This window comes from Chitinophaga sp. 05T412, assembly GCF_056396465.1.
The window spans coordinates 1-12054 of sequence record NZ_JBFTLN010000002.1; the positions used below are offsets into that span (position 1 = coordinate 1).

At 46.3% G+C, this 12054-nt stretch carries 10 protein-coding genes; 3 read left to right on the top strand and 7 right to left on the bottom strand.

Going from position 1 to position 12054, the window contains the following annotated elements; translation table 11 throughout:
• Window positions 1–169 precede the first annotated feature (169 nt).
• From AC1DFM_RS03490 to AC1DFM_RS03500, 3 genes are read right to left on the bottom strand one after another with little or no spacing between them, the layout of a single operon-like run.
• Complete coding sequence (locus AC1DFM_RS03490) at window positions 170–1120, bottom strand: DUF6607 family protein (RefSeq protein WP_477075336.1); 951 nt, start codon at window positions 1118–1120, stop codon at window positions 170–172.
• Between the two features lie 18 nt (window positions 1121–1138).
• Complete coding sequence (locus tag AC1DFM_RS03495) at window positions 1139–1732, bottom strand: HmuY family protein (protein ID WP_477075337.1); 594 nt, start codon at window positions 1730–1732, stop codon at window positions 1139–1141.
• A gap of 11 nt (window positions 1733–1743) precedes the next feature.
• On the bottom strand, window positions 1744–3816 hold the full coding sequence (locus AC1DFM_RS03500; RefSeq protein WP_477075338.1) for a TonB-dependent receptor plug domain-containing protein: 2073 nt from the start codon (window positions 3814–3816) through the stop codon (window positions 1744–1746).
• Between the two features lie 332 nt (window positions 3817–4148).
• Between AC1DFM_RS03500 and AC1DFM_RS03505 the strand changes: the two genes are divergently transcribed.
• From AC1DFM_RS03505 to AC1DFM_RS03515, 3 genes are read left to right on the top strand one after another with little or no spacing between them, the layout of a single operon-like run.
• Window positions 4149–5666 (top strand): sensor histidine kinase, encoded by a 1518-nt coding sequence (locus AC1DFM_RS03505; RefSeq protein ID WP_477075339.1) that lies wholly within the window; start codon window positions 4149–4151, stop codon window positions 5664–5666.
• 2 nt (window positions 5667–5668) lie between these two features.
• A complete protein-coding gene (locus AC1DFM_RS03510; protein ID WP_477075340.1) occupies window positions 5669–6193 on the top strand; it encodes a response regulator transcription factor in 525 nt (174 codons plus the stop codon).
• A 12-nt stretch (window positions 6194–6205) separates the two neighbouring features.
• Window positions 6206–6727: a Crp/Fnr family transcriptional regulator gene (locus AC1DFM_RS03515; RefSeq protein WP_477076030.1), complete on the top strand. Its 522-nt coding sequence runs from the start codon at window positions 6206–6208 to the stop codon at window positions 6725–6727.
• On the opposite strand, the gene AC1DFM_RS03520 is transcribed toward AC1DFM_RS03515, so the two are convergent.
• The 4 genes from AC1DFM_RS03520 to AC1DFM_RS03535 all read right to left on the bottom strand — a co-directional run bounded on the left by AC1DFM_RS03520 (window position 6724) and on the right by AC1DFM_RS03535 (window position 12016).
• A complete protein-coding gene (locus tag AC1DFM_RS03520; RefSeq protein WP_477075341.1) occupies window positions 6724–7101 on the bottom strand; it encodes a hypothetical protein in 378 nt (125 codons plus the stop codon). The two genes, AC1DFM_RS03515 and AC1DFM_RS03520, sit on opposite strands and share 4 nt — an antisense overlap.
• A 9-nt stretch (window positions 7102–7110) precedes the next feature.
• A complete protein-coding gene (locus tag AC1DFM_RS03525) occupies window positions 7111–7794 on the bottom strand; it encodes a hypothetical protein (RefSeq protein ID WP_477075342.1) in 684 nt (227 codons plus the stop codon).
• A gap of 213 nt (window positions 7795–8007) precedes the next feature.
• Entirely contained in the window at window positions 8008–9450 is a 1443-nt protein-coding gene (locus tag AC1DFM_RS03530) for an ArnT family glycosyltransferase (RefSeq protein ID WP_477075343.1), read from the bottom strand.
• 178 nt (window positions 9451–9628) lie between these two features.
• Window positions 9629–12016 (bottom strand): ABC transporter permease, encoded by a 2388-nt coding sequence (locus AC1DFM_RS03535; RefSeq protein ID WP_477075344.1) that lies wholly within the window; start codon window positions 12014–12016, stop codon window positions 9629–9631.
• Window positions 12017–12054 lie beyond the last annotated feature (38 nt).

Here is a 12054-nt window from a genome sequence, read left to right on the forward strand (position 1 = left end):
GGGAAGTGGGAAGTATCAAAAAAATGGACCATGCCCATTAGAAACTGGGGCATGATCCTAAATCAGTTTTTAACTATTTTTGATAAAAGAGTGAGAATCTAACTTTTAATTTGATCCCCCGATTTTTAAGTTTACACACTTAGTGAAATAGTCCCTCTTATCCACTCGTTTATCGTTGTAAACTCAACTCCGTTTTTGTAGCGAACTGTTGTAACGTTACATTAATCTCTTTCTCCAACGCTTCGCCTGTTAACTCCTTGCGGAAAGCTTTCTGCTCCAGCGTCATCATCACTTTATACAGCGGCTCGTTGTTCACTTTGTGTTGCAGGTTAATCACACTGTTAACGCCGTATACCTTATCCCAGCTTTTGCGTACTACTGCCCAGAATGCTTTGTTTTGTTCCCACCATTCTTTCGCTTTTGCACATTTCTTTTCGTCAGTACGGTTATAAGTGTTCAATCCCTTTTCTCCTACCAATACCTGATCTTTTCCGTTGCTGCGGATAATCTTGGCGTTATCCTGCTCATGCACAGATCCCGTAGCGGTAATTTCATAGTGATTAATACGGTGTAGCACATTATAGTCCTTGCGGGTAGTATACTCCCGGCGCGGCAATGGTGCATCGCTGGCGGCTTCCCAATAATGGCGGCCATCTGCATGTACCCAGGAAGCGGAGCCTTCATAACGCGGTTCGTCATCTACCCCATATACTTTTTGTGTCCATTGTCCTTTTACTTGTGCAGCAAGCAACGTCACCTTTTTCCATTCATTGTCCTGTTGATAAGCCAGCAACTGCTGATTTTCATATTGCCAGTCTTCCGTCCAGTGTTTAATCACCATGCTGTCTGCAATCAGCAAATGCTGCAATACAATACGGTTACGGTCTTCCGCCGCCACCGTCACATATTCAACAGCATCGGTAATTTTATGGTATCCTTTGGGTTTATAGCTGGTATCTGCAGGAAATGTTTCGGTGTATTCGAAGGTAACTTCCTGACAGCCGCACATGTTTTTAATAGCCGCTTTATCCTGGGCCAGTTTATCGTTACTTTTTTGCTGGGCGGTAGCGCTCAACGCTAAACAAGTGGCAGCAATGGTTAATCTGGTAATGTGTTTCATGATACTATACTGTTAATACTATTTGAAATTGCGGGAACCGTCGGCCTGGTATACATACCGGAAATTGTAGTAGCGACGTTCGGATTTATCATCTGGCGTGGCAGGTGAATTTTTGTAATAGCTGGTCACTTCCAGTTTGGCGTAATTACCTGCAGCCGTTTTCAGCACAATGATAGCGCCCGTAATTGGCGTGATGATATGGGTATCCATGTTATAGGAATACCAGCCGGTAATGGCTTTGGTGGCGGCCGCATCTGTTTTGTAGCCTGCTGCTGGCGCTTCCAGCAGGTTCTTATATACACCAGTAACCACCTGCCCTTCTCCTTTACCCGGACCGCTGCTGCCGCCGTTGACAATCACCGTGGTAGCCTTAAATCCGATATCCCATTTGGTGGTAGCGGAATCACTGTTAGGAATCACCTTATTCTCTGCCAGGCTATAAAGTGTATACACGTCTTTTCCGGCCGCATCTCCATCTATATTAATTGCCGCTTTCGACTGCAAGGTTACTACCGGCGGCGGCGCAGGCGTGACCTTATCATCTTTACTACAGGACGACAGTACGAAGAAAGACAGTAGCAGGACGCCTGCTGAAAGAAATTGCATTTTCATATAGGTTCTTATTATTTATTGTTAGTGTGAAAAAAATTCCAGGTAACACCCAGCGAATAAATCCGGCCAGGCATGGTAGCAATATGTTGTGCGTCTGTATAATTAAACAAATTTTCCAGGGTGGCTTGTAACCGCAATTGCTTACGGAACAACGTTTTGGCGGCCGCCAGGTTAACGGTAGCGTAGCCGGGCACAAATTCACTTTTCAGATCAGGCGTGTTATTGCCATTCTCATCTGTAAAGCCGTATTTGCTACGGTATAGTACCCTGGCATTGGCATCAATACCCAAACGGGGCTGGATATACGCAATTTTAAAATTGCCCGAATGCGGCGAGCGGTTAAACAATCCAAAGTATTCGCTTTTAGCCAGGGCGCGGGTTTCTCCGGTGCCGGCATCTTTGGTATATACTTCTCCTTTTTTTACTTTTTTAAACAGTTCGTTATCTCTGGACCGGAGATATTGATAACCACCTGATAACTGCCAGTAGCGGCCTATCTGCTGCGATAACAACACTTCCGCACCCGAGGTGGTAATACTTTTCAGGTTCACATAGCTATACACCGCCAGGTCATTGGTTTTTACGGCAATCACCCGGGTATCGATCAGGTTTTTTACATCATTGTAAAAGAAGTTTACTTTAATACCCGTGGCGGAAAACAGCTTCCCTTCTACCCCTATATTATAAGACCAGGAGCTTTCTGCATCCAGGTCGTGCATCTGGGCGGGATCAATTTTCACTTCTTTGATCTGTCCCTGTTGCTGCATTTCTTTCAGGATATCTGCGGCCAGTTTGGTACCTGCTACGGTATAGCCAACAGCGGCATTGTTGAAATGCAAATACAGCTGCCGGAAGTCTGGCGCCCGGTAACCACGGCCCACCGCGCCGAGTATACGCCAGCGGGAGTTGATGTTATAGGACACCGATACTTTAGGACTAAACTGTGAAGGATACTGGTTATGTGTATCAAATCTTCCACCGGCCAGAATATTCCATGCAGCTGATGGTTTCCAATTTTCCTGTAGAAAAATATAACCTGAGTTAAACGCCATCCTCTCGTCATACCGCGTGGCTTCCAGCGATTCATGTACATAGCCGACGCCTCCTGTCAGCTGATGCTGCGCATTCAACTGCCAATCCGCCTGGTATTCCGGCTTCAGGTATTGTTGTTTAAAGAAAGATAAGTCATACACCGATTTATCCTGTTGGTAACGCATCTCTTCATTCGTCGAATACCGGGAGTAATACAGTCGTAATACCTGCTTAAAATCCTTTCCCGGCGTATGGCTTATCTGTGCGGAAGCATTCATATCTTTCTCCTTACCAATATCATCTACGATCCCTTTGGTATCATTAAAGTAGCTATTGTAGCGTTGTTCATAGTACCTGCCGGAAAGCGTGGTATGCCATTTGGGCGACCAGTCGTGCTGCCAGCGCGATTGCGCCGTCACCGTTTTAAAAGGTGATACCGTTGGCGCGGTAGCGCTACCTAACGTATAACCGTCACTGTTATAGGTACTCACGCCGGCGGTAAACGAACCATTCTTATAAGGGATGCGGGTATTGCCATCCAGCGTATACGTATTATTGGAGCCATAGCGCGCGCCAATGCTGGTGAAGCCGTTTTGTTTATTGCTGCTGGTAATAATATTAATCACACCGGCCAGCGCATCACTACCATAGAGAGAAGACACCGGGCCTTTAATAATCTCTATTCTTTCTATATTACTCACTACAATACGCGACAGGTCGAAAGTGCCGGCTGTTCTGCCGATCAGCGGTTCGCCATCCAGCAGAATCAACGTATACTCCGCTTCGAGGCCCTGCATCTGCACACCGGTGCCATGATTCGATGTAATAAACAATCCTGTTTGCTCGGCCAGTACCTGTTGTAATAATACAGCGCCCATCGACTGCAACTGCTGTTTGTTGATGACGGTAACCGGTACAGGTACCTTATCTATTAACTGCTCGTTGCGCGTAGCGGTAACTACTACTTCGGGCAGTATTTTAGTGGTATCTGTTTGGGCAAAAAGAGTCCCTACCCGCATCAAGCAGGCGATCAGGAGTAAATATCTAAACATCTTAAAGCTTATCTGAAATTGTGACGCAAAAGTAAGGGGCCACCCAAAAAAGTCTTTACGAGTTCGGGAAACAAATTTGCGAAATCCGGAAAATTGAACGACCGCTTCACAACACGCAAAAACATTCGGTGAAGCCAAACCGCAGTGTACAAAAAAAATACGCGCCATTCCCCACATCCAAAGTCACCCAAAATGACGGTGTTAATAAAATCATTTTGAGACTGCGCCGGACATTAGGAAACAGTTAACATCCCTTTTTTTGCAACGTGCATATTATTCCAACCGGAATCATTAAATTTATATTGCACCGAAGAAAAGGGTCATATAATGGTATGATTAACACGAATCAAAATAATTATATAGGGTTCGAAGTGCTCTTTAATCATGCCACCATTGGCATCCTGGTAGCCGATAGCCATAGCGACATCGTGATGGCTAACCCCTTCCTTCTTAACCAATTCGGCTACACGAAAGAAGAAATCACTGGCCAGAAAGTCAGCCTCCTGCTGCCTTGCGACGAGAAAGAACACATTGCACTGCGAAAGAATGGCACCAGGTTCCCGGTAGAAATCAGCCATGGCGAACACAACACACCGGAAGGATTGCTAACCATTACTTACGTCATCGATATTTCTGACCGGAAAATCTCTGAACAAACCCGGCAACAGCTCGATCAGCAGAAAAAGGAAGCCGCCATTAAAGATGGTACCCTCCAGCGGATGAACAGCTTCCTGAACAGCCTGTGGAGCAATGCCGGCGCCATGATCATTGTGATCAACCCTGATGGATTTATCAAATGGTTCAACCCCGCCGCCGAAAGAATACTCGGTTACAAAGCCAGCGAAGTGATAGATGTGTGTACCCCCCTCATGCTGCATGACCAACAGGAAGTGGCCCTCCGGGCAGAAGAGTTTTCCCGGCAGCTGCAACAACCGGTAGAACCCGGTATGGAAACACTCATTATCAAAGCGAAACTCAACATACTGAACGAATACGAGTGGAGTTATATCCGGAAAGACGGCACTTCCTTACCTGTATCACTGACGGTATCCGCCATCCGCAACGGCAGCGAAATCACCGGTTACATCGGCGTTGCCATCGACCTGTCACGCATCAAGGAAGCGGAATCTGAACTGCGGATATCCCTGGAAAAAGAAAGAGAACTGAATGAACTGAAATCCAGATTCGTGTCGCTCGCCTCCCACGAATTCCGGACACCCCTCAGCGCCATCCTTTCCTCCGTATACCTGGTGTCCAAGTACGAGGGCACGGAAGATATCCCCAAGCGCAGTAAACACATTCAGCGGATCATATCTTCCGTAAATATGCTGACAGACATCCTGAACGACTTCCTTTCCGTAGGAAAAATAGAAGAAGGGAAAATTCAGGTCCGTTACAGCACTTTTGATACTGCCAAACACGTCGGTAATATTCTCGGTGAAATGGATGGCCTCAAAAAACCTCGACAAAACGTTTATTATGCACACCACGGTACACCACAAACCAACCTGGACCCTACGTTATTGAAACACATTGTGATGAACCTGGTGTCCAATGCCATCAAATTCTCCCCCGAAGGAGGCATCATTTCCATCCGTACACAAGGTACCCATGACTCCTTCCTGCTATCGGTAAAAGACCGGGGAATCGGTATTTCTGCAGAAGACCGTCAACACCTGTTTGAACGCTTCTTCCGTAGCCAGCAGGTGGCCAACATCCAGGGCACCGGCCTTGGTTTACACATTGTAGCCAGGTATGCGGAACTGATGAATGGCACGGTGGCCTGCAACAGTACGCCGGAAAGTGGCACAGAGTTCATCATCTCCCTTCCTCTCCCCCAAAACCAATGAACATGGAAAAAATACTGCTGATAGAGGATAATCCTGCTATCTGTGAAAATGTGGCTGAGATACTGGCGTTAGCAAACTACCAGGTACTCACCGCCGCCAATGGAAAAGAAGGTGTATCTATGGCCCTGGAACACCTTCCGGATCTCATTGTATGCGACATCATGATGCCGGTACTCGATGGATACGGCGTATTGCATATGCTCCATAAAAATAAAGCCTTACAAACCACGCCCTTTATTTTTCTCACGGCCAAAGCAGAAAGAACAGATATGCGGAAAGGCATGGAACTGGGCGCCGATGATTACATCACCAAGCCCTTTGAAGGCACGGAGCTGCTCAGTGCTATTGAAAGTCGCCTTAAACGATGTGCTGAAATAAAACATACCCCTGCCAATGGCCTGCAGGGCTTTAATATGCTGCTGGCAGCCAGCAGTGGCGCCGACCAGCTATCGCTGCTGAAAGAAGACCGCAATACCCATCATTATAAAAAGAAACAAAGTATTTATGCTGCCGGCAACCGCCCGTAATATTTATACTACCTGCTACAGGGAAAAGTAAAAACCTACAAACGCAATGATGAGGGCAAAGAACTGATCATTGGTCTCTATAACGAAGGCGATTTCCTCGGCTATAACACGCTCCTCGAAGGCGGCAACTACCAGGAAAATGCGGAGGCTATGGAAGACACTGCCCTGGCCTTGATTCCCCACCATGATTTCGAACAGCTCATCAGCAGCAACCCGGAAGTCCTGGGAAAATTTATCCGGCTGCTCTCCCGGGAAATGGCAGAAAAAGAACAACAACTGATTGGCCTGGCCTATAATTCGCTGCGCAAAAAAGTAGCGGAAGCATTAATTATGCTGGAGAAAAAATATAATACAGCGGGCAATAAAAATTTTACGATAGATATCAGTCGCGAAAATCTTGCAGCAGTGGCGGGAGTTGCCAAAGAGTCGCTGATACGCACCCTGGGCGATTTCAGGGATGAAAGACTGATTGCATTGAAAGAGGGGCAAATAGCGGCGTTGTCGGTGAAGAAACTTTCCGAAATGATTAATTAATTTTCTTTGGCGATAAATAAGAGGAAGGCAACTTTCACTTTTTCATGACCAGCCATCATACCTTTTACATCATTTTCCAATACAGAAAAAGTATGCGGCGCCGTAACGCCTTCCGGCTGTTGCTCCAGCCAGCTAAGCTGTTCCCCGATCTCATGCCGGAGCAGGATCATCGACTCTTCGCGCGCCAGCATGGTGAGCTGAAACTCTTCCGCCTCTTCTATAAAAGAACGACGGCTGGTTCCCCGCAGCGCGGCGGCCAGGCGATTAATCAGAGAAGCATTGTCTTCCCGCAAGGTTTTCAGTATCCGGATCCATGTCCTGCAAACTTCCTGGTACTCAAGATAGGGTGGATCACGCTGCAGTTCGTAAGACATTTTTGTTCGCTAGTTGTAATAGGTTTGAAGTCCATTTAAATTTTTATCGGATTCCCATCTCTTCAACAACTGGCAAAGGTTTTTCTGTATAAAATATAACTGCTTAATATCTGCCTGCAAAGCGGCCAGTTGCCCGGCCGGTCCTTGTGGAATCGCATATTCTTTTTCCACTACGTCCTCCATCAGATGCACAATGGACTTGCTTTGCAAAACAAATTCCTTTACCAGTTTATATACCTTACTGATATGATCATGTCCCTGTTCGATAAACACATCTCCTTTCTTTGGTTTCAATACCGGTTTTAATTCTTCTTTCAGGTTGCGTAATACAACGCTATGATATACTGATACTTCCCGGTAATAATGGATAAACAGTTCATTAAAATCCTGTAAAACACCCGGGGTAGGGCTGGCCATTTCCTGCATCTTCGTATAAAAATCTTCCATTCTGGCCAGCACCTGCGCGGCCTGTGGGATCGCCCGGTGTGTTATATAATCATCTACATCTTCGGCATGACCTGTATTATAATCTAACACCTTCAACTTCATATCCAGCAGGTTTTTCACCCCCGACTGCCGGTTGTATTGCCTGAAAATATGATTCCCGTATTTGCGTAAATGCTTGATGGGAAAAAAGAGAAAACCTTCGCAAAATTTGCGTTGCCGGGAAGTAGGTGTGAGTCCACTAAACATGAGTTGCATTTTTTATGTGCGGATAAAGAGTATCACCGCCAGTGAACGGTGATACTTTATCAACAGCACATCTCCGTCATTCATTAATTATTTTCTTTGGTGATCCAGGTGGATGTCCAAATGCTACAGTAAAACTACCTCCGTTTGAATTGCTGAACAATGATGGGCGTTATCCGGCCCATTGATGTTGATCATTTTTTGAGATGACCACGGTCATTGCCTGCCCAAAGGCGGATGATAATCCAGGCAGCGGAATACCAGGAACTTCCGCACCACACGGCCTTGTTGCCGTACTACAATAGGCGACAGCTGGGTAACAGAACTGAAATAAGGCGCCAGTTTTTTTACAAATGCCAGTTCGTCAACGGCATCATTTACATCCGTGAGGGAGTTAATAAAGAGGGCATTCCTCCCTTTAAGGGCATTTACATCCGTTCCTATGAAATCAAATTGCAGGGCGTTTTCCCCGATAATATTCCTGGAATACACCATACGTCCCAGGTACAAATTGAGCATGGCACTGGTTTTATAATCATCTGCCGAAAAGATAAAATCGTCGGGATAGGTAGCCGCCAGCTCCTTCACCCCGTCACCTAATCCACGCCAACCTATCATGGTATCATCAGAATGAATAGGGACCGGGTAAAAAAGAACCTCCACTGCCAACGCCAGATGCACCACCAGTGAACAAATCCACTGCCAGCGGATATACCGCATCGTTACCCAGGTGCTGACCCAGATAATCCCTGTGATATAGGCCGGCATCATCCAGTTGATTTTTATCCAGTAAACAGGAGATATTAATAAGAAGATCCAAAAAAGCGGTACAAAGAAACATAACAGGAACAGCTGCGGCGCAGGAATACGGGTGATCCGCCAGGTATATTTACGTGCAAATTTATAGCAGTAATACAGCAGCACGCCTAACAAGACAGGCAACAAAATGGCTGCCTGATGCCCGATCACGCCCAGGAAGTCGAGCGGATGAAACTCCACACCCCCTACTCTTTCGGATGATTGAAAACGGAAAGACGCAAACTGGTTATTCACATTCCAGATCACCACCGGTAAAATTGTCACCCCAAATGCCAGGATACTCGCCAAAAACCAGGGCGACCACAAATACCGCCGGTGCGGCTTACTCAGCAACAGGAACAACACCGCTCCCGCTGGCAGCAGGATAGCCGTATACTTACTATCAAAAGCCAATCCCATGGCAATACCGGCGTATATCCAATATGCTTTACGCGACTCAAATACCGCCCGGTATATCGCTATCAGCGAAATACACCAGAAAAATAATAAGGGAACATCTGGTGTGGATACTAATGATAAGATGGTCACCATCAGCGTGGCATACAGCAGCAACAGGCTATTCCAGGCCCGTGTTGGAGAAAGAAAGCAGCGCGACAACCGGTAAAAAGCCACCAACGTACCCAGGGTAACCAACGTATCCGCCAGCTTGATCACAAATACATGTCGCCCAAACAGGTCGGTAAATGCCCTTAAAATCCATGCAATAGCGGGTGGATGGTCAAAGTAAGAAAGTGCGAAATGCTGCCCATAGAAATAGTAATACGCATCCTGTGGCATCGCGCCCATCACCCCTATAAAAGAAAGCCTTAATAAAATAACTACCGCTATGGCAAATGCCATCCACCTGTGGGTGGTGATATAGGTAAAAAAACGATTCCCCTCCGCTGATTCCCGCATATGTAACGCTGACAGTTCTATAAATGACAGTGCCACCCTTCCCACAATCTCTATGCCGCTTGATAAGCTGACATGCCCTATTTAACCATATTTAACACTGCCATTGCTGCTGCCATCGGCATCAATCTGCTCTTAAACTCTCTACCGGGTTAGCACTGCCTGCCCGTAGTGCTTGTAAACCCACTGTAGCAAAGGCAATCAACAAGGCGCCTATAGCTGCCAGCGCAAACAACAGCCAGCTGACTTGTACATGGTAGGCAAAATCACGCAGCCAACGTTCCAATAAATACCAGGCTACCGGCGTAGCCACCACAATAGATAAAATCACCAGTATGAGGAAATCCTTTGACAACAACGCCACAATACTACCCATGCTGGCACCCAGCACTTTGCGGATACCAATTTCTTTAGTGCGTTGCTCCGTGATATAAATGGTTAATGCCAGTAAGCCCATCACGGAAATAAAAATGGAGATCACGGTAAATACATAAATGATATATCTCACCCGGTTATACCCGCTAAACAATTGTTGAAAATTATCATCCAGGAAAGAATACCGCAAAGGGATTCCCGGTTCCACCGTTCCCCATAACTTTTGAATATCAGCCAGGGTTTTATCCAGGTTGGCCGTATTCACTTTCACCATCAGCGCGCCACCCGACTGATACGAACAATGCGCATTGGAAATGCTGTACAACGTTGGCCGCACATAACTATCAAACCCCTGCACCTGAAAGTCCTTTACTACCCCCACTATTTCATAGGGTACACTATCACATTCGGCATAACTGATCCTTGATCCTATAGGGTCCTTTACTCCCAGTGCTTTAGCGGCCGACTCATTGATAACAGCCGTGTTGTCCTGGTCTTCCGGATGTGCATCACTAAACATTCTGCCCAGCAGTACCTGCATCCCCAGTGTGAGGAAATAATCACTGCTTACCCGTACAGAAGTAAGCATTTTAGGCTCTCCTCCGTAGGTGAAAGTGGTGGAAGAAGTATCTACATGTTCATTACCCGGTACCGCTGTAGTTTTAGATACGTTTTGCACACCAGGAATCAGCAGCAGCCGGGTTCTGGTTCGTGCAAAATTTTCTTCACGGGTAGATTGCATGGCTTCTATCTGCACCACCTGGTTGGGATTGAAACCAATATCACGGTGCTTCATGAAATTCATCTGGTGCGCCATTACCAGCACACTGACAATGAAAAACACCGATACTGCAAACTGCACTACAATCAGCGAATGACTGAAACGCCTGCCGGTAACGCCCATGCTGAAGTTGCCTTTCAGCACACTCACAGCACTCTGCCGTGCAAACATCACCGCCGGATATAAACCGGAAATCAACACAATAGCGATCAACGCTACCCCACATTGCCATAACATATCAAACGACTGCATTTGCCGGAAGAAAGACAACGACAAACCAAAAGTTTTGTTGAACACGGGCAATGTCAGCATACACAATATCGCGGCTAACATCAGTCCTAGCAGGCATTGCAGGGATACCTCTGTCAGAAATTGTGCAAGCACCTGCGAACGACTGGACCCCATCACTTTTCGTACGCCCACTTCCCGTGAACGCTGTAATGTTCTTACCAACGACAGGTTACTCGAATTCAGTGCGCCGCTCAACAACAACAAACCCGCCAGCACGAAAAGAATCATCGTGGTTTTAAAAGAGCTTTTACCAAAGCGGGGGAAGTTGTGAATATTCTTCACTGCATCTATCAGCAAAGACGGCTTATGTCCTGCCTTCAGATATTCCGCGTAAGATTGCGCGCCTGTTTTCTCATGAAAATCGTAGAATGTATGATTTACTTTATCCTCCAGATCAGCCACCGTCATATCCTTACCTAAACGCACATACGAAACATAGGACATATTGCCCCAGCCGTTGAACATCCTGGGATTTCGCATGATGGCGGAAGCTTTGAAATGCGCCGGCGTTTCTGGTATCGCTATAATACCGGTCACCGTAAACGGCACTTCGTTGTACATCATTATCACTTTGCCAATAGGATTGCTCTTCCCAAATAGCTTATGGCTCAATTCCTCCGTAATAAGCGCTGATCCTGGTTGCAGGAAGGCAGTAGCGGCATTGCCGGCTAACAATCGATAGGGAAATACTTGTAAAAACCCACTGTCCGCCATGACCACATCTTTCTGGAATATTTTCTTATCCCCGTAACTCATGAGTGCTTCATAGTTACCGCTTGGCTGTATCCGTGTATACGCCACTATCTCTGACATATGCTCCTGCAGCAACGGCGCCAGTGGTGCCGGTGCCTGATTGTTCGCAAAATTACTCTCCGAGTGCTTAGATATCCGGTAAACCCGTTGCAGAGAAGAATCCCATTGATCATAACTCAATTCATAATTCAGGTAAAGTAAAATAATGAGGAAGCTGGCTAAGCTGATCGCTAAGCCTCCGATGTTAACAAAGGATGTAAATCTGTTTTTCAACAGGCTTCTGAATGCTGTTTTACAATAGTTCCTGAACATTTTCATGGGCGTTTGAAGAATAGAAATAAAAAAAGTGC

Bases quoted from the DNA above. Each gene is read 5' to 3' on its own strand.
- AC1DFM_RS03535 (WP_477075344.1), bottom strand. From the start codon at position 12,016: ATGTTCAGGAACTATTGTAAAACAGCATTCAGAAGCCTGTTGAAAAAC.
- AC1DFM_RS03525 (WP_477075342.1), bottom strand. From the start codon at position 7,794: ATGTTTAGTGGACTCACACCTACTTCCCGGCAACGCAAATTTTGCGAA.
- AC1DFM_RS03505 (WP_477075339.1), top strand. From the start codon at position 4,149: ATGATTAACACGAATCAAAATAATTATATAGGGTTCGAAGTGCTCTTT.
- AC1DFM_RS03530 (WP_477075343.1), bottom strand. From the start codon at position 9,450: ATGGCATTTGCCATAGCGGTAGTTATTTTATTAAGGCTTTCTTTTATA.
- AC1DFM_RS03490 (WP_477075336.1), bottom strand. From the start codon at position 1,120: ATGAAACACATTACCAGATTAACCATTGCTGCCACTTGTTTAGCGTTG.
- AC1DFM_RS03520 (WP_477075341.1), bottom strand. From the start codon at position 7,101: ATGTCTTACGAACTGCAGCGTGATCCACCCTATCTTGAGTACCAGGAA.
- AC1DFM_RS03495 (WP_477075337.1), bottom strand. From the start codon at position 1,732: ATGAAAATGCAATTTCTTTCAGCAGGCGTCCTGCTACTGTCTTTCTTC.
- AC1DFM_RS03500 (WP_477075338.1), bottom strand. From the start codon at position 3,816: ATGTTTAGATATTTACTCCTGATCGCCTGCTTGATGCGGGTAGGGACT.
- AC1DFM_RS03510 (WP_477075340.1), top strand. From the start codon at position 5,669: ATGGAAAAAATACTGCTGATAGAGGATAATCCTGCTATCTGTGAAAAT.